Origin of the sequence: Streptomyces sp. SID13666, assembly GCF_010548325.1 — a bacterium.
In the GTDB taxonomy this organism is placed as follows: Bacteria; Actinomycetota; Actinomycetes; order Streptomycetales; family Streptomycetaceae; genus Actinacidiphila; species Actinacidiphila fildesensis.
Map to the genome: position 1 here is coordinate 1 of NZ_JAAGLX010000042.1, position 20,016 is coordinate 20,016.

The 20,016-nt window shown below is 72.7% G+C and carries 17 protein-coding genes and 1 pseudogene; 11 read left to right on the forward strand and 7 right to left on the reverse strand.

Annotation, left to right across the window (positions count from 1 at the left end; all coding sequences use genetic code 11):
- Together G3I60_RS34890 and G3I60_RS34895 are read left to right on the forward strand one after the other, a co-directional pair.
- Positions 1-228: pseudogene (locus tag G3I60_RS34890) on the forward strand (M56 family peptidase); the annotation flags it as partial.
- Positions 229-274: 46 nt separating this feature from the next.
- Entirely contained in the window at positions 275-1,582 is a 1,308-nt protein-coding gene (locus G3I60_RS34895) for a DUF2786 domain-containing protein (RefSeq protein WP_343241454.1), read from the forward strand.
- A 32-nt stretch (positions 1,583-1,614) separates the two neighbouring features.
- Here G3I60_RS34895 and G3I60_RS34900 read toward each other — a convergent pair whose 3' ends face one another.
- Positions 1,615-3,342: a von Willebrand factor type A domain-containing protein gene (locus G3I60_RS34900; RefSeq protein WP_164295745.1), complete on the reverse strand. Its 1,728-nt coding sequence runs from the start codon at positions 3,340-3,342 to the stop codon at positions 1,615-1,617.
- 240 nt (positions 3,343-3,582) lie between these two features.
- On the opposite strand from G3I60_RS34900, the gene G3I60_RS34905 reads away from it, so the two are divergent.
- From G3I60_RS34905 to G3I60_RS34915, 3 genes are read left to right on the forward strand one after another with little or no spacing between them, the layout of a single operon-like run.
- Positions 3,583-4,530: an alpha/beta fold hydrolase gene (locus tag G3I60_RS34905; protein WP_164295746.1), complete on the forward strand. Its 948-nt coding sequence runs from the start codon at positions 3,583-3,585 to the stop codon at positions 4,528-4,530.
- Positions 4,527-5,402: a metal-dependent hydrolase gene (locus G3I60_RS34910; protein WP_138355857.1), complete on the forward strand. Its 876-nt coding sequence runs from the start codon at positions 4,527-4,529 to the stop codon at positions 5,400-5,402. The genes G3I60_RS34905 and G3I60_RS34910 overlap by 4 nt, the downstream gene beginning before the upstream one ends.
- 27 nt (positions 5,403-5,429) lie before the next feature.
- Positions 5,430-6,584 carry a PDR/VanB family oxidoreductase gene (locus G3I60_RS34915; protein WP_343241455.1) on the forward strand — a complete coding sequence of 385 codons (1,155 nt, stop codon included), beginning with the start codon at positions 5,430-5,432 and terminating at the stop codon, positions 6,582-6,584.
- Here the strand turns inward: G3I60_RS34915 and G3I60_RS34920 are convergent.
- From G3I60_RS34920 to G3I60_RS34930, 3 genes are all read right to left on the reverse strand, one after another.
- Complete coding sequence (locus G3I60_RS34920; protein WP_164295841.1) at positions 6,568-7,863, reverse strand: sensor domain-containing protein; 1,296 nt, start codon at positions 7,861-7,863, stop codon at positions 6,568-6,570. The genes G3I60_RS34915 and G3I60_RS34920 overlap by 17 nt on opposite strands.
- Before the next feature lie 158 nt (positions 7,864-8,021).
- A complete protein-coding gene (locus tag G3I60_RS34925) occupies positions 8,022-9,110 on the reverse strand; it encodes an AI-2E family transporter (RefSeq protein ID WP_164608141.1) in 1,089 nt (362 codons plus the stop codon).
- Positions 9,111-9,213: 103 nt separating this feature from the next.
- Positions 9,214-10,290: a PP2C family protein-serine/threonine phosphatase gene (locus G3I60_RS34930; RefSeq protein WP_164295748.1), complete on the reverse strand. Its 1,077-nt coding sequence runs from the start codon at positions 10,288-10,290 to the stop codon at positions 9,214-9,216.
- 210 nt (positions 10,291-10,500) lie between these two features.
- Here G3I60_RS34930 and G3I60_RS34935 point away from each other — a divergent pair, with 210 nt between their 5' ends.
- Both G3I60_RS34935 and G3I60_RS34940 read left to right on the forward strand, forming a co-directional pair.
- Entirely contained in the window at positions 10,501-10,716 is a 216-nt protein-coding gene (locus tag G3I60_RS34935; RefSeq protein ID WP_138355860.1) for a dodecin, read from the forward strand.
- A gap of 292 nt (positions 10,717-11,008) precedes the next feature.
- On the forward strand, positions 11,009-12,295 hold the full coding sequence (locus G3I60_RS34940; protein WP_164295749.1) for a murein hydrolase activator EnvC: 1,287 nt from the start codon (positions 11,009-11,011) through the stop codon (positions 12,293-12,295).
- A 94-nt stretch (positions 12,296-12,389) separates the two neighbouring features.
- Here G3I60_RS34940 and G3I60_RS34945 read toward each other — a convergent pair whose 3' ends face one another.
- Positions 12,390-14,069, reverse strand: a complete 1,680-nt coding sequence (locus G3I60_RS34945; RefSeq protein WP_244809234.1) for a SpoIIE family protein phosphatase — start codon at positions 14,067-14,069, stop codon at positions 12,390-12,392.
- A 238-nt stretch (positions 14,070-14,307) separates the two neighbouring features.
- Between G3I60_RS34945 and G3I60_RS34950 the strand changes: the two genes are divergently transcribed.
- From G3I60_RS34950 to G3I60_RS34965, 4 genes are all read left to right on the forward strand, one after another.
- A complete protein-coding gene (locus G3I60_RS34950; protein WP_138355862.1) occupies positions 14,308-14,790 on the forward strand; it encodes a hypothetical protein in 483 nt (160 codons plus the stop codon).
- Positions 14,787-15,815, forward strand: a complete 1,029-nt coding sequence (gene mreB, locus G3I60_RS34955; protein WP_138355863.1) for a rod shape-determining protein MreB — start codon at positions 14,787-14,789, stop codon at positions 15,813-15,815. Before G3I60_RS34950 ends, mreB begins: the two co-directional genes overlap by 4 nt.
- A 154-nt stretch (positions 15,816-15,969) precedes the next feature.
- Positions 15,970-17,184: a helix-turn-helix domain-containing protein gene (locus G3I60_RS34960; protein WP_164295750.1), complete on the forward strand. Its 1,215-nt coding sequence runs from the start codon at positions 15,970-15,972 to the stop codon at positions 17,182-17,184.
- A gap of 227 nt (positions 17,185-17,411) precedes the next feature.
- Positions 17,412-17,642: a hypothetical protein gene (locus G3I60_RS34965; protein WP_239070631.1), complete on the forward strand. Its 231-nt coding sequence runs from the start codon at positions 17,412-17,414 to the stop codon at positions 17,640-17,642.
- Between the two features lie 86 nt (positions 17,643-17,728).
- Here the strand turns inward: G3I60_RS34965 and G3I60_RS34970 are convergent, their stop codons facing one another.
- Positions 17,729-19,135, reverse strand: coding sequence for a glutamate decarboxylase (locus tag G3I60_RS34970; RefSeq protein WP_164295751.1), 1,407 nt, complete (start codon positions 19,133-19,135; stop codon positions 17,729-17,731).
- A gap of 145 nt (positions 19,136-19,280) precedes the next feature.
- Complete coding sequence (gene leuE / locus G3I60_RS34975; protein ID WP_164295752.1) at positions 19,281-19,949, reverse strand: leucine efflux protein LeuE; 669 nt, start codon at positions 19,947-19,949, stop codon at positions 19,281-19,283.
- Between the last annotated feature and the right edge of the window lie 67 nt (positions 19,950-20,016).

Consider the following 20,016-nt stretch of genomic DNA (forward strand, 5'->3'; position numbering starts at 1 on the left):
ACGACCGGCTCGGCCGGCCCAAGCGCCGCGCTCGCCGCCACCACGGGCCCCGTCCCGCGCCGCGTCGCGGCGCTCCTGCACGTCACACCGCCGGCCGGACTGCGGCAGGCCCGTGGCCGGCGCCTCGTGGCCGCCTTCCTCGCCGGCTGTCTCCTGGTGTCCGCGGCGGCGGCCGTCGAGGCCGCCACCGACCTCCACGAGAGCGTGGAGATCGCCCAGGGCGAGTAGCTCCCGGTTCTCCCGCTCCCGGCTCTCCCGCAGAATGGGAGACCGGGTGGGAGAGCTGAAGGGCGAGGCGGCGGACGTGGCGGACGTGGCGGACGTGGCGGAGAACGACGTGGCAGACGTGATCGAGCGGGCGTACCTCCGCGCGCTCAACGCGGCGGACGCCGACGCCGAGGACGCCGTCGACCTCAGCGCCTCGGCCCTGGCCGCCGCCGGCTCCGGTCCCGCCGCCTCGGGAGCCGCTTCCGCCGCGAACGACGCGCTGCTCGCGCTCACCGACCGGCTCGTACGGTCCTGCTGGACCCGCGGCTGGCAGCCCGCCGACGTGGTGCGTATCGCGCGCCGCAGGCTCACGGACGGGCACGCCCGCCTCGCCGCCGACCTGATCACCGCCGAGGCCCGCACGGCCCCCGCGGCGGCCGCGTCCAAGGACCCGCGCTGGGCCGCCCAGCTCGCCGAGCTGGCGGCGGCCGGCCCGTGGAACGGCGACGGCACGCTCCTCGCCGCCCACGGCCGCCGCGAACGGCTCGACGGCTTCTCCGCCGCCGTCTCCGTCATGGAACTGCTGCGGCTGCTCGGACGGCTGCCCCGCATCACGCCGGTGGCGGCGCCCACGGCGGCCGGCGCAGCCGCCCACCGCCACGCGGCCCCGCTGCTCGGCCGGATCCGCGCCCTGCTCGCCAAGGCCGAATCCACCGACTTCCCGGAGGAGGCCGAGGCCCTCAGCTCGAAGGCCCAGCAACTGATGGCCCGGCACAGCATCGACGAGGCCCTCATCGCCTCGGACGCGGGCGCGGGCGGCTCCGACGGTCCGGGAGCCTGCCGTATCGGCATCGACCAGCCCTACGAGGGCGCCAAGGCGCTGCTCCTCGACGCCGTGGCGGCGGCCAACCGCTGCCAGGCGGTGTGGGCGGGCGACGTCGGCTTCTCGACGGTCGTCGGTTTCGAGCCCGACCTGGAGGCCGTCGAGCTGCTCTACACCTCGCTGCTCGTCCAAGCGGACGCCGCCATGCTGCGCACCGCGAAGGGTGCGGGGAACGGCTCGGGGAAGGGCCGCAACGGCAAGGCCCGGCACGGTGGTTCGCGCTCCAAGGACTTCCGGCAGTCCTTCCTCATCGCCTACGCCGGCCGTATCCGCGAACGCCTCGCCGACGCCACCGAGCAGGCCACCCACGCCCCCGACCTCCCGGCGGAACGCCTGCTGCCGGCTCTCGCCGCGCGGGATGTCGCGGTCCGCGACACCACCACCCGCATGTTCCCCACCACCACCTCGCACCGGCTCAAGGGCCGCGACCACGAAGGCTGGACGCACGGCACCGAGGCGGCCGACCGCGCCGTACTCGGCGGCCGCCAGTAGCGCTTTCCGAGCCCGTTCGGTCCGTCAGCCCGTCAGCCCGTCAGGTGCCGTGCCTGCGTCACCGCCTGGGAGAGGTCCCGGACGGCCGGGTCCTCGGTGCTGCTCGCCAGGGTGGTGGCGTGCTCGGCGAGGACCGGCAGCTCCGGGGCGCCGGGGAGGCGGTCGGCGTCGCCGCGGTTGCGCAGCCAGTCGGCGAAGTAGGCCGCCAGGGCGTCGACCTGCAGCCGCTTCGGGGCGGCGGTCCAGAGCGGGGACGTGAGCGCGGCGGCCTCGATCGTGCCGGACTGCTCGTGCGGAGCCCGGGTGGACGGGTCGAGCCACCGGACGGTGGCGGTGGCGACGTGGCCCGAGGCACCGGGCTTGAGGTGGACCGAGTACAGGGCCGTGACGGTGTGCCCGGGGCCGACCTCGCCGCCGTCCACCGCGTCGTTGCGGAAGTCCCCGTTGGCGACGGTCCGGTCGTCGAAGCCGATCAGCCGGTACTCGCTGACGGTCTGCGGGTCGAAGGCGACCTGAGCCTTGGCGTCGCGGGCCCTGAGGTCCACATTGGCGGGCAGTTGCTCGGTGAAGAGCTTGCGGGCCGCTTCGGGCTCCGAGACGTAACTCGTGTGCCCGTCGCCCTTGTCGGCGAGCTGTTCCATCAGCTTGTCGCCGTACTGGCTGCCCACGCCCACCCCGAACAGCGTGATGCCGTGGTCGTGCCGGGCCGTCCCGATCCGGTCGAGGATCGCGGCGGCGGTGGTGTCACCGGAGTTGGCGAGGCCGTCGGAGAGCAGCACGACGCGGTTGGTGACGCCGGGCCGTGCGGCCTTGACCGCCTCGTTGTAGCCCGCCTGCACGCCTGCGGCGAGGTTGGTCTCGTCGCGCGGCTCCAGGCCGTCGACGACCGAGTGGATCCGGCCGCGGCTCTCGACGCTGCCCAGCCGGGTCATCGGCAGTTCCACCCGCGCCTCGCCGCTGAAGGTGACGATGGCGAGGGAGTCCTCCGGGCGCAGCGAGTCGATGGAGCTGCCGAGCGCCTGCTTCACGAGGTCGAGCCTGCCGGGCTCGGCCATCGAGCCGGAGACGTCCACGACGAACGTCATGGCGGCGGGCGGCCGGCTCCCGCTCTGCGCGGAGCGGGTCGCCAGGCCGACGCGCAGCAGCGACCAACTGCCCTCGCTGTCGGTGCCCTTGACGTCGTTCGGGGTGTCGCTCCTGGTGTCGTTCTTGGTGTAGATGCCCTCGCCGTCCGTGCGGGCGCCGTCGGTGGTGACGGTGAATCCGTCGCCCTCGGGCTGCGGGTAGTCCTGCCGGAAGCTGTTGACGAACTCCTCCTGGCGCACGGTCTCGGGGGCCGGCAGCCGGCCGCCGGCCAGGGTGCGTCGGGCGTAGCCGTACGAGGCGGTGTCGACGTCCAGCGCGAAGGTGGACAGATAGCTGGGCACCGCCCGGCTGTGCTTCTGCGCTTCGCCGGAGCTGTCCTTGGCCGCTCCGTCCGGGGCCGCCGACGCGGCAGGTCCGCCGTTCAGGTTCGGCGGTGCGGGCGCCGGTCGTACGGGGGCTCGGTCGGCGCTGCCGTTCCGCGACGCGTCGGGGGTTCCGCTGCTGCACCCGGCGAGCAGCAGCCCGCCGGCGACCGCCGCCGCCACGGCGACCCGGCGCGCGTTCCCGGCCCGCTTCCCCGCCCGCTTGCCGTCCTGCGTTACGGAACGCGTCCCGTCCTGCGTTCCGGAGCGCGTCCCGTACCCCTTGCCGTACCGCTGCTCGTACCGCTTCATGCGATTCCCCCACGGACTCGTCGGCCTTTGCCCCTGTGACGAACGCCGGCCCGTGACGGAGGCATCGGAGGAATTGCGGAAGCGTCTCGATGGGGCAACGACCGGTCGGTATGCCCCGGGTCGTCCGGGAGTGGGCCCGGTACTCCGCCCGCGGACCCCGTTTCCCGCCCGGCGGATCCGGCCGGACGAGTCTCCGCCCACTAGTAGACACGGCGTCAACAAGCTGCCATCGTGACCGCCATGTCGCAGCGATGGGTCACGGCCTCGGACGGCGTCCGGCTGGCCGTCTACGAACACGGCGAACCGACCGCACCGACGGTCGTGTGCGTGCACGGCTTCCCCGACGACCACGGTGTCTGGGACGGCGTCGTGCGGCGCCTCGCGGACCGCTTCCACGTGGTGACGTACGACGTGCGCGGCTCCGGGGCTTCCGGCGTACCGCGCAGGAACCAGGACTACCGGCTCCCGCAGCTCGCCGCCGACCTCACCGCCGTCGCCGACGCCGTCAGCCCGGACGCGCCCGTGCACGTCCTGGCGCACGACTGGGGCTCCGTGCAGAGCTGGCACACGGTGACCGTGCCGGCGACCGCCCACCGCTTCGCGTCGCTGACCTCGATCTCCGGCCCGGACCTGGACCACACCGGCCGCTGGTTCCGGGCGCAGCTGCGCCCGAGCCCGCGCAAGCTCCGGCACTTCACCCGGCAGTCGCTCGCCTCCGGCTACGTGGGCTTCCTCCATCTGCCCGGCATCGCGGAACTCGCCTGCCGCGCGGGACTCCTCGACGCGGTGACCAAGGCCGCGCAGCGGCTGGAGACGGGTGAGCCGCCGGCCGGCTACGGCCCGGGACTGGCCGCCCGCAACCGTGCGGGACTCAAGCTCTACCGGGCCAATGTGCTGCCCCGCACCCTCCGGCCCCGGACCCGCCACGCCGCGCTGCCCGCGCAGGTCCTCGCGCCCCGGCGGGACATGTTCGTGCTCGTGCCGTGGCAGACCGAGATCACCGACTGGGCGCCGGACACCGAGATCCACATCGTGGACGGCGGGCACTGGCTGCCCGCGTTCCGCCCCGATCTGGTCGCGGAGTTCACGGCACGGCTCATCGACCGGATCGACCGGACGCCGGGCGTGACGACGCCCGAGCGGACCGCCGCAAGGACGACCGCCGCACGGAAGGCAGGGCAGGAATGACCGCGACCGAACCGGACAACCTGGTTCTCACCCCCCGCGACGTCCAGTGGGACTGGACGGGCCTGCCGATGCACTACATCGACGGCGACCCGTTCACCACGCACTTCGCGAACGTGCTGAACATTCTGCTGCCCGAGGGCGAGGACTGGTTCATCACGGTCTTCCAGCAGGCCGTCCCGATGATCAAGGACGACCGGCTGCGCGAGGACGTCATCGGGTTCATCGGCCAGGAGGCGACGCACTCCGCCTCGCACCAGACCGTCCTCACGCACTTCAGGAAGGTCGGCTTCGACACCTCGCCCTACACCGATCAACTGCGCTGGTTCTTCAGCAAGATGCTCGGCGACCGGGAGCTGACCGGGAAGAAGGCGCAGGGCTGGATCATCGACCGGATCGCGATCATCGCGGCGATCGAGCACGTCACCGCGTACCTCGGTGACTGGATCCTCAACGCCGAAGCGATCGACCGCACCGACCACAACCCCGAGATCCTCGACCTCTACCGCTGGCACGGCGCGGAGGAGGTCGAGCACCGCGCGGTCGCCTACGACCTGTTCACGCACCTCGACGGCCGCTACCGCAACCGGGTCCGCGCCCATGTCGTCGCCTTCCCCGTCCTCGTCTACTGGTGGGTCCGGGGCCTGCGCTACCTGATGGCCGCCGACCCCGAGCGCATCGCGGGCCGCGACAAGCCGCGCTTCCGCGACTGGTTCCGGGCCTCGCGCAAGGGCGTGCTGCCGAGCCCGAAGAGCCTGGTGCGGCTGTACTTCGGCTATCTGCGCCCCGGCTACCACCCCTCGCAGTACGGCTCGACGACCCAGGCCGTCGCCTACCTCGCCGCCTCGCCCGCCGCGCGCGCCGCCCACCGCTGACCTGTTCCACTCGTCGAAGGACCGAACGTGAGCACCGAGACAGAGACCGGGACAGAGACCAGGACCGGGTCACGGACCAGGACCGGAGCCGGGACCGGGGACGACCTGCGGACGCCGCCACCACGCAGCGCCACCGACCCGCGCCCGGACCCGATCCTCGCCCTGCTGGCGCGCGTCACGCCCTTCCTGCTGTGGCAGAGCGCCCGCCGCAAGCGCCGCGAGCCGCGCCCGGTCGACCGCTCGCTGCGGCTCGTCGTCACCGAGGTGCGGCAGGAGGCCGAGGACGTCGTCAGCCTGCGCTTCACAGCAGCTGACGGCAGCCCGCTGCCGGGCTGGCACCCGGGTTCGCATCTGGACCTCGACCTGCCGTCGGGGCGCCGCCGCCAGTACTCCCTCTGCGGTGACCCCGCCGACCGGACCACGTACCGGATCGCCGTACGGCGCCTCGCGAACGGCGACGGCGGCTCCCGCGAGATCCACGAGACGCTGACCCCCGGCACCGAACTGCGCGCCCACGGCCCGCGCAACGCCTTCGCCTACGCACCGGGCGGCGCCTGCCTGTTCATCGCGGGCGGCATCGGCATCACCCCGATCCTCCCCATGGTCCGCGCCGCCGCCGCGGCGGGCGCCGACTGGCGGCTCGTCTACACCGGCCGCAGCCGCGCGACCCTGCCGTTCCTCGACGAGATCGACGCCATCGGCGCGATGGCCGGTGCCTCCGGCCGGGTCACCGTCCGCACCGACGACACGGACGGCATCCCCACCCCCGAACAACTGCTGTCCGGAGCGGGCCGCGGCACCTCCGTCTACTTCTGCGGACCCCCGCCCCTCATCACCGCCGTGCGCGACGCGTTCCCCACGACCGGCGCCGGCGGCCTCCACTTCGAGCGCTTCGCGGCGGCCCCGGTCGTCGACGGCACCCCCTTCGAACTCCAACTCGGCCCCGACGGCCCGGTCCTCCCCGTCCCCGCCGACCGCTCCGCCCTCTCCGTCCTCGCCGAACAGCGCCCCGAAACCGGCTACTCCTGCCGCCAGGGCTTCTGTGGCACCTGCCGCCTCCCGGTCCTGGCGGGCGAAGTGTCCCACGCGGGCAGCCCGACGGCCCGCCGCACGGACACGAACATGCTGATCTGCGTCTCCAGGGCGGCGTCCGAGGGCGGCAGGATCACGCTCGACGTGTAGGCATCGGTGCGGCCGGGGCCGGGATGCGGATGTGCAGCAAGGTGGGGCCGCCCGGTGGGCTGGTGACGTCGAGGGTGCCGGCCACGACGGAGACACGGTCGGCGAGGCCGGTGAGACCCGTGCCGCCCTGCTTCGCGGGGTCTGCCGGAGGCCCGGCCGGCCGGCCGGCGCCGCCGCGTCCGTTGTCGTGGATCCGTACGTCGAGGTGGGTGCCGTCGTGGCCGCCGGTCACGGTGGCGCGGGTGGCGCCGCTGTGTTTGGCGACGTTGGCCAGGGCCTCGCAGACGGCGAAGTAGGCGGCGGTCTCGACGGCGTCGGGCAGTCGGCCCGGGAGGTCGAAGGAGACGTCGACGGGCACCGGGGAGCGGTCGGCGGCGTCGGCGACGGCGTCGGGCAGGCCGCGGTCGGTGAGGATCTGCGGGTGGATGCCGTTGATGAGTTCGCGCAGTTCGGTGAGGACCTGGCCGGCTTCCCGGTGCGCGACCGCCAGTTGCCCGGCGAGCCGGCTGCCCGGCGGCGCGTCGAGACGGGCCAGGCCGAGCGTCATGGAGAGCGCCACGAGACGCTGCTGCGCACCGTCGTGCAGATCGCGTTCGATGCGGCGCCGTTCGGCCTCGAAGGCGTCGACGAGCCGGACCCGCGAGTCGGTGAGCTCGGTGATCCGCCGCTGTGAGCTGTCGTCGCCGGGCACCAGCAGGAAACGGGCGAGCTCGGCCCGTACCCCGGCGAACGCCGTCAGCGGATAGGAGAAGGCGACCAGCAGCACGGCCCCGAGGAGCGCGAGCGCCCAGGCGTTGCCGTACGAGTCGATGTGCAGCGTCTTGAGCACGTGCACCTCGCCCTCGGTGGCCAGTAGTGCGGGCGTGGCCATCAGCGCACCGGGAACGGCGAGGGCGAACCCGAGGACGAGCAGATCGCACCAGCACAGGACGAACGCGGTGAGCACCGTGTAGCCCAGCTCCCACCACGTGGCGCGCTCCCGGAACCGCAGCCGCGCCCAGGCCGTGAGGCCGGTGCGGTCCGGGGTCCGGTGCGGGCTGGGCGCGGGCCGGGGGTCGATCCAGCGCAGCCTGCGGCGTTCCAGCGCACCGAACGGCAGGCCCGCCAGGGCGAGTGCGGCCAGCAGTGGCAGCCCGACGAGGACGAGCGCGAGCGATCCGCCGACGGCCGTGCCCAGGACCAGGACGGCACACGTGATGGCGCCGGCCAGTCCGCCGGTGAGGAGATACGCCGCGGACCGCCACGGCCGGCCGGACAGGACGAACGCGGGGTCGGCCATCGCCTGCCAGGCGCTCGGGAGCGGGCTCGGGAGCGGGCGCGGAAGTGGAGTTGCGTTCTGCGTGTTCAGGGGCTGCACCCGGCCACGGTAGGCGCCGGGGCGGGACGGGCGCGGTAGTGCCAGCCCTACTCCTGCCCTACTTCTGCTCTACTCCTGCTCTACTCCTCCGCGACCGCCGCCTCGGGAGGTCCCGGCGGCTCAGGTGGCTCCGCCCGCCGCTCGTCCCGCAGTTCGGACAGCACGCCGAAGGCGGCCGCCGCCACCGGTACGGCCATCAGGGTGCCGAGCAGTCCGCCCGCCGCCGCGCCCGCCGTGACGGCGAGCATCACGGCGGCCGGGTGCAGCCGGACCGTACGGCTCTGGACCACGGGTTGCAGCACCGCGCCCTCGATCGTCTGCACGGCGAGGATCACCCCGAGCGTCCACAGCGCCGTCCCCAGCCCCTGGTCGGCGAAAGCGACGAGCACCGCGACCGTTCCGGACAGGAAGGCACCCACGTAGGGGACGTACGCGCCGACGAAGACCAGCACGGCGAGCCCCGGAGCGCCGGGTACGCGCAGGGCGGCGAGCCCGATCAGGATGAACGCCGCGTCGATCGCGGCGATGATCGTCGTACCCCGCATGTAGCCGGACATCGCGGCGAACGCGCGCCGCCCGACCCATAGCAGTCGTTCCGCCACAGGGCCCGGCAGCGCCGTGCGGACCGCGCCCGGCAACCGGTCGCCGTCACGCAGCAGGAAGAACAGCATCGCGAGCATCAGCACGAGCCCCATGAGGAGTTGCGCCGCCACACCCAGCCCGCTGACGAAGCCCTTGGCCACCGCACCGCCCAGCTGCGCGCCGAGGCTGTTGAGTCCCTGCGCGGCGCTGTTCATCGTGTCGCCGGCCGAGCCGAGATCGTCGGCGAGCCGCTGACCCGCCTCTTCGAGGGAGGCGGAGAGTTGGGCGGCGTTGGTCACCAGGGTGTGGACCATCACCCACCCGGCGAAGACGACGACCGCGATCAGGACCACACAGGTCAGCGCCGCCGCCGCGGCCCGGGGCAGCCCGCGCGCCACGAGCTGCCGGGCGAGCGGCCCGAGCAGCGCGGCGCCCAGCAGCGCGAGGAGTACGGGGACGACGGCCGCGCGCAGTTCGACGCACACCCACAGCCCGAGCGCGACGACGGCGGCGCCCAGCAGGATCGCCGCGCACCACTGCGCCATGCGCAGGACCGGAGCCGGAAGCGCCTCGCGCTGGTCGTCCATACGGAGATCTTCACGCGATTCATCCGTACGTCGCATGTTGTGGCGCACCTGGCCCAACCGCGCCGACTCACCCCCCCTGAGGACCGGCCCACCACCGGTCCGGTCAGTGGTAGCTGACGGCCAGTACGGCCATGTCGTCCGTACCGCGGCCGCCGGACCACTCCTCGACGTCGCACACCAGCGCGTCGATCACCTCCCGCGGACCTTGGAACGGCCCGCGGCCGGCCAGTCGTACGACGGGGTCGTAGAACACCCCGGCCTTGTCGCGCGCCTCCGTCACCCCGTCGGTGACCAGCAGCAGGGTGCCGCCGGGCGGCAGCGGGTGGGCGTCCGGCGCCGAGCGGGAGCCGTTGAGCCCGCCCATGCCGAGCGGCAGATCCGGCTCGGCGGCGTCCAGGGCCGACACCGTGCCGCCGACCAGCAGATACGGAGCGGGGTGGCCGCGGTTGAGCAGCCGAAGCGTGCGGCAGTCCGCGGAGAACTCGGCGAGCAGCGCCGTCGTGAAGCCCTCCGTCTGGTCCTCACCCGCCCGGCGGACCCCTTCGCGGATCAGCGAGTGCTCCAGCCGTTCCGCCAACTCCGGCAGGTCGGCCGCCCATTCGGCGGCCTCCCGGAAGGCGCCGAGCAGCACCGACACCGCCCCGACCGCGCCCAGCCCCTTGCCGCGCACATCGCCGATCAGCAGCCGGGTGCCGAACGGGGTGTCCTCGACGGCGTAGACGTCGCCGCCGATCCGCGCCTCGCTCTGCGCGGCGCGGTAGCGGACCGCGATGTCCAGCGGGCCCATCCGCTCGGGCGGGGTGGGCAGGATGGCGCGCTGGGCGGCCTCCGCCACCGTCCGCACGGTGGCCAGGCTCCGGCCGTAGCGGTCGATCAGCCGGTTCACGCCGAGGCCGATGAGACCCGCGAGGAACACGTTGGCGATCTCGGCGGCGCCCAGGACGTGGCCGAAGGACCCGTGCCACACCGTCAGCCCGACCATCGCCCCGAGGGAGACGGCGGAGAGCAGCAGAGTGGAGCCGAACGAGAGCGTCGCCCCGGCCGCCACGCAGGCCACGGCGAGCAGCGGTCCGCCGTGGTAGTCGACGGGGGTGAGGAGGTCGAAGCAGACGCCGATCAGGACGACGGCCAGCGGGACGAAGCGGACGGGGACGGGCCAGCGGCCGGAAAGGCGGTCCACGCGCTTCCTCCGTCATCACTCACACGTCTTCGCTTGCACGTCGTCGCTCGCAGGCCATGGCTGCAGCGCATCCACCGGAACACGGTCGAGTACATGATCTTATGTCCGCTTTTGCGGGAATGCGGAGTGGCGGCCCTTCGGGCACCGTGGACGGAAGGACGGAACGTACACGCCGCCCCCCACCGCCCCTCACTACGCCGGGAGAACGCCATGACCGACCGTACGTACCGCGTGACCGAGATCGTGGGCACCTCGCACGAAGGCATCGACGCCGCGATCCGCAACGGGATCCACCGGGCGTCGCAGACGCTCCGCGCTCTCGACTGGTTCGAGATCACCCAGGTGCGCGGCCACATCGTGGACGGCGAGATCGAGCACTACCAGGTGGGGCTGAAGGTCGGATTCCGGCTGGAGGACTCCGAATAGCGCAAGCGGCGAGGAGACACCGAAGAGCGCCGGGCGGCGAGGACACCGAAGAGCGCCGGGCAGCAGGGAAGGGCGCGGGCGGGCGCGGGAGGACGACAGGGCCGTGACCGCCACCGGGAGACCGTCCCGGGATCCGGCGACGGCCACGGAGACAACAGTTTGTCTGCCTTGACCACGGAAAGTGACCATCCTCGGTGACGCGCCTTCGCGGTACCGGCCGAACGGCGGAGAGCGGACGGCCCGCGGCGTGTCCAGCGGGCGCGGGCGGCGGTCGTGGCGCGATGATCCTCCGATGCCAGGAACCGCGTCCGTCCGCGGGTCGGCCGTCAGGTCGCTCGCCGTCCTGCTCTGCGCCGGACTGCTGACGGCGCTGCCGGTCCTGCCGGTCCTGCCGCTCCTGCCTGATCCCGCGCACGGTTCCCTCGGTGGGCGGCAGGCCCGCGCCGACGACCGGCTCGGGGACGTGTCCGCCGAGGTGGACACCATGTACCGGCAGGCCGCCGACGCCACCACCGCGTACGACAAGGCCCGGCGGGCCGCGGACAAGCAGCGGGCCACGGCCGTCCGGCTGCGGCGGTCGGTGACACTCGGTCAGCGGAAGATGGACGGGCTGCACGAGAGCATCGGCCTGCTGGCCCGGCTGCAGTACCGCTCGGGAGGGCTGCCGGCCGCCGCCGCGCTGATGCTGTCCGATTCCCCCGAGGAGCTGCTCGACCGGATGGGGCGGCTCCGCAAGAGCGACGAGGCCGTGACGGCGCTGCTCAGCACCGTGGCGACGACGACCGCCCATCTGCGACGGGACAGGACCGCGGCCGACCGGGCGCTCGGGGAGCTGGACGAGCAGACCGCGCGCGAGGCCGGGCTCCAGAAGGAGATCACGGCCAAGCTGGCACGGGCCCGCGAACTGCTGCGGCGGCTGGAGGCCGCCAGATCCGCCCGGTTGGCCTCCCCGCAGGAGTGCGCGCACGCCATCCCCGAAGAGATGCCGTCGCCCGGCACCGCCATCCGGGTGCGCGCCCCCTGGATCGCGCCCGTCGACCACTACACCCTGTCCGCCGGCTTCGACGCGCCCGGCGACCACTGGGCGAACCGCCACACCGGCCAGGACTTCGCCGTGCCGGAGGGCACTCCGGTGCGCGCGGTGGGGGCCGGAACGGTCGTCCGGACGACGTGCGGCGACGGGTTCGGCAACCAGATCGTCCTGCGGCACGGCAACGGGTACTTCTCGCAGTACGCGCATCTGTCGCTGATGCAGGTCAAGGTCGGTGAGCGGGTGCTGACGGGCCGGCAGATCGCGCTGTCGGGGAGCACCGGCAACTCCACCGGTCCGCATCTGCACTTCGAGGTGCGGGTGACGCCCGAGCTGGGGTCAGGGGTGGATCCCGTGCCGTGGCTGCGCGAGCACGGCGTGCGCCTCCAGTCCGTGGCAGCCCCGTCCACGGCCCCCGCCGTCACCCAGCTGCCGACGGCCCCCGCCATCACCCTCGCGCCGCCGGCCCCCGCCGTGACCAGCCCGTCAACGCCCCCGGTCGCCACGGTCCCTCCGGTCTCCACAATCCCCACGACTCCAGCCCACTGAAGCGCACTGACGGCCGCGGCTACCGCAGCCACCGCCCCCGCCCACTGAAGCCCGCTGAAGCGCACTGACGGCCGCGGCTACCGCAGCCACCGCGCTACGACGTGACCACCCGGGCCACCAGCACCGCCACGTCGTCCTCCATGGCCCTGTCGACGAGCCGCTCCAGCACCTGGTCGAGGAGCTCTTCCAGGCTGCCCTCCGGGGTCAGCCGCAGTGCCGCGAGCCGGGCCAGGGAAACGTCGATGTCCTCGCCACGGCGCTCGACGAGGCCGTCGGTGTAGAGCAGCAGGACCGAGCCGGGGCTGCAGCGGCCCCTGGCCAGCGTGTAGCCGCCGAACCCGGTGCCCAGCGGCGGGCCGGCGGGGACGCGGATCAGGTCGGCGCTGCCGTCCGGGCCGAGGACGGCGGGCGGCAGATGGCCGGCGCTGGAGTACCAGGTGAAGCCGCGCGGCGGATCCACCAGGACGAGCATGCAGGTGGCGGGCCGGCCCGACTCGGTCGAGGCGATGAGGGCGTCGAGCCGCTCCAGGATGCGGTTCGGGGGCTCGTCGTCGGCGGCGACGACCCGCAGCATCGCGCGGTAGTGGCTCATGTCGACGGCCGCCTCCACGCCGTGCCCCATGACGTCGCCCATCGCCAGCAGTGTTCTGCCGCCCGGCAGCTGGACCGCGTCGAACCAGTCGCCGCCGACCAGCGCGCTGCTGCCGGCCGGCAGATAGCGGGACGCCACCTCGAGGTTCGGGTGCGGGCTGCTGGGCTCGGCCAGCAGGGCGCTCTGCAGCCCGAGCGCGATGTCGTGCTCCCGGGTGAAGCGGCGCGCGTTGTCGAGGCTGATGGCCGCCCGGCGGGCCAGGTCCTGGGCGACGACGACGTCCTCGGCGGTGAAGCCCGGGGAGTCCCCGGCCCGCACCAGGGTCACGGTGCCGATCGGCTGGCCGCGCGCGGCGAGGGGGACGACGAGCGCGGAGTGGATGCCCGCCGCCCGGTACGCGGCGACGCGTTCGGTGTTGGGGGCCGCCCGGACGAGATCCTCGTCGGACAGCAGGTTCTGCATCAGCGGCTTGCCCGTCTCCAGGCAGCGCGGGATGGCGGAGCCGGCCTGGTAGTCCACGTACTCCCCCGGCACGCCGAACACCTGCACGCGCTCCCGCAGCCTCGGCACGGACGACAGCGCGGTCCTGCGCATCCGCAGCGACCCGGGCGCCGGGCGGCCGCTGCCTTCCCCCTGCGTGACCGGCAGCACCTCGACGGAGGCGACGTCGGCGAGCAGCGGCACCAGGAAGTCCGCGAGCTCCCCGCAGGTGGCGTCCATTTCGAGCGTCGTGCCGATGCGGGTGGCGGCGGCGTCCAGAAGGGTGAGCCGTTCGCGGGCCTGCTCCAGATCGCGCTGCTGCTGCCGCGAGGCGGTCACCTCCAGCACGATCCCGACGATGCCGATCACCACGCCCTCCGCCACCAGCCGGTGGTAGGCGCCGTGCCAGTACCGCCGCTCCAGCCCGGACGGTGCCTGGGTGTGCCCGCTGGACGTCACCTCGCGCGGCAGCCCGTCGGCGAGTACGGCGCGCAGCACGTCCTCGCGGCTGTCGATGCCGGGCAGGACCTCGGCGATGGTCCGGCCGAGGTGCGCCTCGGCGGGCACGCCGTTGATCCGGGCCAGCGCCGGGTTGACGTACACGTAGCGCATACCGGGGTCGAGGATGCCCACGCCGGCCGAGGTGCCCTCCAGGATTCCGCGCAGGATGACGTTCGAGTCCGCGTCGGCGTCAGGGTGCACGCGTCCGCCTCCCTCGCCGTCAGTCCGTCACCGCAGGCAGGACCGCCCAGCCACCATCCATCGTGGGCCGACGGGCCGGAATGCGCATCCGTTGGCGGCCCGGAGCGGGCCGCACCCCCCGGACGGCCCATCTCCGGTGGCGGGACCTTTCCGGGCAGCTGATCCTTTTGTCTTTAAGGCGGGAGTTTCATGATCAATGCTCCCGTCGCGCTCGTCGTCGCGATCTCGGGAGCCCGTTGTGAGCCAGGATTCACCCACCGCGTCCACACCGCCACCCACACCGCAGGGGGGTGCCTGGGGCGGCAGCCGCCCACCGGCCGACTCCTCCGCCAACGGGTTGGCCGCCGGTGGCACCGTCTTCGCCGGCATCATGCTGTTCGTCTCCGGTGTGCTGGCGATCCTCCAGGGCATCGTCGCCATCGCCAAGGACGACGTGTACCTCACCACCCCGGCCTACGCCTTCCGCTTCAATCTGACGTCCTGGGGCTGGATCCACCTCATCATCGGCGTCATCGCGGTCGTCGTCGGCTACGGCGTGCTCACGGGCTCCGCGTGGGGGCGGGTCACCGGTATCGCCCTGGCCTCGCTGAGCATCTTCGCGAACTTCATGTTCCTGCCCTACCAGCCCGTCTGGGCGATCACGCTCATCGCGATCGATGTCTTCGTCATCTGGGCCCTCGCCAGCTACCGCCCCACCGACGACGCGGAGGCGCTGCTGTGAACCCGACCCTCGACCAACTCCGCCGCTGCTCGGTCGCCTTCGACATCGGGGCCGCCAGGACCCGCGTCTACCTGAGGAACACCGGTCTGGTCGTCGACGAACCCAGCGTGGTCGCCGTCGACATCAGGACCGGCGCGCTGATCGCGGTCGGCGCCCGCGCCGAGCAGATGGCCGGGCGCACCCCGGAGCACATCCGCGTGGTGCGGCCGGTGTCGAACGGCACCATCGTCGACATCGCCATGGCCCAGCGGATGCTGAAGCACCTCCTCGGCGACAAGCTGCGCAAGTCCTGGCGCCGCGCGCCGATGGTGCGCGCCGCCGTCTGCATGCCGAACGGCAGCGACCCGCTCGCGCAGCGCGCGGCGACCGAGACGCTCTTCGGGCTCGGCGCCCGCAGGGTCGAACTCGTCGACACGCTGATCTCCGCGGCGGTCGGCTGCGGGATGCCCGTCGAACACCCCGAGGCCACCATGATCGTGGTGTGCGGGGCCGGCACCACACAGATCGCGGTCCTGTCGCTCGGCTCGATCGTCGCGGCGGAGACCGTGCCGGTGGGCGGCGACGCCATCGACCACGCGGTCGTGCAGCACCTGCGCAGCCAGCACGAGCTGATGCTCCCGAGCCAGTCCGTGCGCCCGCTGCACCACGTGCTCGGCACCACCGGCCCGACCCTCGACAGCACCGAGGTCTACGGCCGCGACGTCGTCAGCGGCCTCGCCCGCACCGTCCTGGTCGAGACCGACGGCGTCCGGCACGCGATGCGCACCCCGCTCACCGCGGTCCTCGACGCCATCGGCACCGTCCTGCGCCGCTGCCCCCCCGATCTGGTCGCCGACCTCGCCGACCGCGGCATCATGCTCGCCGGCGGCAGCGCCCTGATGCCCGGCCTCGACGCCATGCTCCGCCACGCCACCGGCATCCCGGTCACCATCGCCGAACGCCCGGACGTCTGCGCGGTCCAGGGCCTCGGCGCCATGATCGAGGGCCGCGTCCGCCCGATGGCCCTGGCACCACTGAGCGCGTGAGCGCGTAGTCGTTCGCGAGTGAGCGCCGGCCTGGCTGGAACCTCCAGCCCGGCCGGCGCTCGCGGCCACTCCCGCACCGCCGTTGACGCCTTCGACCGGGTCCGGGTGCGGGGGTTCGCTGCGCCCGGATGAGCGTTGGGCGTAGCTTCAGGGCATGGCATCTGAGCACCTGGGCGACCGTCTGTCGCGGCTTCGCCGGCTCGCGGACCTGACCCAGGAAGGGTTGGCGGAACGGTCGAGCGTGTCCGTCGATGTGGTGCGCAAGCTTGAGCAGAAGCGCAAGAACTCCGCTCGGTTGCCGACCCTGCACGCGCTGGCCCTGGGGCTCGGGGTTGAACTGACGAGCCTGCTGGGCGATCCGCCGGGGGTCCCGTCCAACGGGGAAGCCGATCCGCCTGCACTGGTCGCTGTACGCCGGGCGATCATGCCGCCGTTGTTCGCTCCCGTGCCCGAGTCGTCAGGTGCTGAGGCACTGTCACTTCCGCTGTTGCGTGCGGAGATCGCCGAAGGGTGGACGCTCTATCACGATGCCGACTTCGGCCGGCTGATGGATGCATTGCCGGGGATCATCGCGGATGCCCGGCTGGCCGCTGCCGTCGGCAGTGGGCACGATCGGGCGGCGGCCCAAGCGGCGTTGGGCAAAGCACTCCAATTGGGTGGTCACCTGGCCATCCGCCTGGGCAAGTCCGATCTTGCGCTGTCGAGCCTCGAGCGGGCGATAGCCGCCGCTGAGGCGTCCTCGGATCCGTTGCTGGCGCCGATGGTCTCCAACTCCATTGCGTGGGCGTACCAACGGCAGAACCGCCTGGACGATGCGGCGCACCTTGCGGTGTACGCGGCGGACGGTGTCGAGCGGGACCACGGCGGTACGGCTGAGGGCGTACGGGTGTGGGGCGGTCTTCTGATGTCGGCGGCCACCAGCGCGGCGCGGAGCGGGGATTACGAGACCGCCGACGAGATGATGACGACGGCAGAACGTGCCGCCGGCCGTCTGGTGACGCTGCCTCCCCCGGAGAACGGCAAACTGGTCTCGGTGTTCAGCCGCTCGTCCGTACGAATCGAACGTGTCCGCCTGGCGGTCCAGCACGCCCGGCCGGAGGAAGCCCTTCACCTGGCCAAAGGAATGCGGCTGAGCCCGGACACCCCGCCCTCCTGGCGCACGTGGCTGCTGCTGGACGTCGCCCGCGCCTACGCGGACATCGGTGACGCGGACGGGGCCGTGAAGGCGCTGGAGAAGTTGCACCGGGTGGCGCCCGCCTGGATGCGTCATCACACACTCGCGGTAGCGATCGTGAATGACCTGTGGACGGGTGCGGTCCGACCGCCGGGCCTTCGGAAGCTGGCGGCATTCCTGGGCGTCGCCGAATAGCGTCGCAAAACTAGGACGTTCCATCCCTGTGTCGTCACCGACCGTCGCGACACGCTCTCTGTATGGCGACCAACGGACAAGCCAGGACCGACGCCCCACTCGATACCGGGCGCCGGACGGCAGAGGATCCCATCGATGCGGCAACGGGGCATGCACCGCGATTACTGCCGTGGCCGTCGCCCGAGGGGAAGCGGTGCTATCTCGATAGCGACGTAGGCAACGGTTACGTGTCACGGCTGGCCGACGGCATGGAAGCCCTGCAACTGGCCACGGCGGCGGAGGTACTTCTCCACGCACGCCAGATGCTGGACGGCGCCAACTCGCCGCGGAGTGAGCTGTATTTCGTCAGCGCTCGCCTCTCCGAATGCCTGGCCGACGTTCTACGGGTCGCCGAGAGCAGGGGCGCCCGTCTGCCCCGAGCAGACGCCCCGGACGGACTACGCGGGGACTGCACGTGACGCGCTCGACGAGGCGCTGGCGGCGCACTTGGCGGGCGCCGGGCAGGTTGAACCACAACCCGGCCGGCGAACGGCGCCCCCCGCCCTCAGTGGTGGAACGCCGTTGCCTCCCCCGCCGGGCGGTCCAGGGGGCCGTCCTGTTGGCGGAGTTCGGGGAGGAGGCGGGAGAGTTCCTCGACGAGAAGGTCGGCGAGGTCCTCGGAGAAGCCGTTGCGGCAGACCACGCGCAGGACGGCGAGGTCCTCGCGGTCCGCCGGGTAGGTGTAGGCGGGGACGAGCCAGCCGCTTTCGCGGAGGCGGCGGGAGACGTCGAAGACGTCGTAGTTCTTGATCTCGTCGGTGGTGGTGAAGGCGAAGACCGGCAGCTGGTCGCCCTTGGTGATCAGCTTGAAGTCGCCGAGCGCCTCGATGCGGGAGGCCAGGGACATCGCCACGTCGCGGCTGCTCTGCTGTACGGCGCGGTAGCCGTCGCGGCCCAGGCGCAGGAACGTGTAGTACTGCGCCACGACCTGCGCGCCCGGCCGGGAGAAGTTGAGGGCGAAGGTCGGCATGTCGCCGCCGAGGTAGTTGACGCGGAAGACCAGCTCTTCGGGGAGGGCGTCGTGGTCGCGCCAGAGCGCCCAGCCGACGCCGGGGTAGACCAGCCCGTACTTGTGGCCCGAGGTGTTGATCGAGGCGACGCGGGGGAGCCGGAAGTCCCAGATGAGCTCCTCGTCGAGGAAGGGGGCGACCATCGCGCCCGACGCGCCGTCCACGTGGACGGGTACGTCCAGGCCGGTACGTTCCTGGAGCGCGTCGAGGGCCGCGCAGATCTCCGCGACCGGTTCGTACGATCCGTCGAAGGTGGATCCGAGCACGGCGACTACGCCGATCGTGTTCTCGTCGCAGAGCGCCACGGCCGATTCGGCGTCCAGGTGCAGCCGGTCGCCCTGGACGGGCACCAGGCGCGCCTCGACCTCCCAGAACGCGCAGAACTTCTCCCAGCACACCTGCACGTTGGCGCCCATGACGAGGTTGGGCCTGGCCGTCGCCGGATAGCGGTCCGCGTTGCGGTTCGCCCAGCGCCGCTTGAGGGCCATGCCGGCGAGCATGCACGCCTCGGAGGAGCCGGTCGTCGAGCAGCCGATGACCTGTTCAGGGTCCGGCGCGTTCCAGAGGTCGGCGAGCATCGCCACGCAGCGGCGCTCCAGCTCGGCGGTGCGCGGGTACTCGTCCTTGTCGATCATGTTCTTGTCGCGGCACTCGACCATCAGCACATCGGCCTGCGGCTCCATCCACGTGGTGACGAACGTCGCCAGGTTGAGCCGTGAGTTCCCGTCGAGCATCAGCTCGTCATGGACCAGCTGGTACGCGGTGTGCGGCGACATCGGCCCGTCCGGCAGCCGGTGCTTGGGCGGCGCGGTGCGCATGCTGCCGACAGGGTCGGCGTCGCCGTAGAAGAACGGGTTGACCGCGAGCGGACGGGAGTCCCCGGCTCCCTTGTGCAGCGCCATCAGACGGTGGCCGGGCAGCGGACGACGGCGGCGTTCACGGGAGTGCTCATGATGGTGCCTCCTCAACGGGTTCCCATCGGGACGATACGGCGCCCGTGGCCGTCCCGCCCGTCAGGAAGAGGTCACCCACGCCCCTCCCGCGCGGTCAGACCGTGCCGGCCAGCGACAGCTTCGCCGCGAAGCCCAGGAAGAGTGCCCCCGCGCCCGCCGACAGCCCCGCCGTCAGCCGCCGGCGCCGCCGGAAGGCCGCCGCCAGGTAGGTGCCGCTGAAGATGAGCACCGTCAGATAGGTGAAGCTGAACAGCTGGGCCCAGGCGCCGAGCGCGAGGAACGACAGCGCCGGGTGCGCGTACCCCGGGTCGACGAACTGCACGAAGAACGCGACGAAGAACAGGATCGCCTTCGGGTTGAACAGACTGACCACCAGCGCCCGGCGGAACGGCCGCTCCGCCTTCTCCTGCTTCGCCGGCGCGCCGTCCCCGTCCGGGGCCGCAGCGCTCCGTTCGGTCCGCCCGCGCCACAGCGCCACGGCCCCGCGCAGCATGCCCGCCGCGAGCCAGGTCAGATAGCCCGCGCCGGCGAACTTGACCACGGTGAACGCCAGCGGGCTGGCCTGCAGCAGCGACGCCACCCCGCCCGCGGACAGCGTCATCAGCACGGTGTCGCCGCACAGCACCCCGGCCGCCGCCCGGTAGCCGGTGCGCGGCCCGAGCCGGGCCGCCACCGACACCACGTACAGCGAGTTCGGCCCCGGCAGCAGGATGATCAGGGCCAGCCCCGCCAGGTACGTAGAAAGATCAGTTATCCCGAGCATGCGAACAAGTGTGCCACTTGCACCTCACGCGACGTGAGGCGTCACGGTGGACCCCGGAAGCGCGGCA

What these genes read in the sequence shown, in the direction of transcription:
- G3I60_RS34900 (WP_164295745.1), bottom strand. Translation starts at nt 3,342, where the DNA reads ATGAAGCGGTACGAGCAGCGGTACGGCAAGGGGTACGGGACGCGCTCC.
- G3I60_RS34905 (WP_164295746.1), top strand. Translation starts at nt 3,583, where the DNA reads ATGTCGCAGCGATGGGTCACGGCCTCGGACGGCGTCCGGCTGGCCGTC.
- G3I60_RS34910 (WP_138355857.1), top strand. Translation starts at nt 4,527, where the DNA reads ATGACCGCGACCGAACCGGACAACCTGGTTCTCACCCCCCGCGACGTC.
- G3I60_RS34920 (WP_164295841.1), bottom strand. Translation starts at nt 7,863, where the DNA reads ATGGCCGACCCCGCGTTCGTCCTGTCCGGCCGGCCGTGGCGGTCCGCG.
- G3I60_RS34925 (WP_164608141.1), bottom strand. Translation starts at nt 9,110, where the DNA reads ATGGACGACCAGCGCGAGGCGCTTCCGGCTCCGGTCCTGCGCATGGCG.
- G3I60_RS34935 (WP_138355860.1), top strand. Translation starts at nt 10,501, where the DNA reads ATGACCGACCGTACGTACCGCGTGACCGAGATCGTGGGCACCTCGCAC.
- G3I60_RS34940 (WP_164295749.1), top strand. Translation starts at nt 11,009, where the DNA reads ATGCCAGGAACCGCGTCCGTCCGCGGGTCGGCCGTCAGGTCGCTCGCC.
- G3I60_RS34960 (WP_164295750.1), top strand. Translation starts at nt 15,970, where the DNA reads ATGGCATCTGAGCACCTGGGCGACCGTCTGTCGCGGCTTCGCCGGCTC.
- G3I60_RS34970 (WP_164295751.1), bottom strand. Translation starts at nt 19,135, where the DNA reads ATGGCGCTGCACAAGGGAGCCGGGGACTCCCGTCCGCTCGCGGTCAAC.
- leuE (WP_164295752.1), bottom strand. Translation starts at nt 19,949, where the DNA reads ATGCTCGGGATAACTGATCTTTCTACGTACCTGGCGGGGCTGGCCCTG.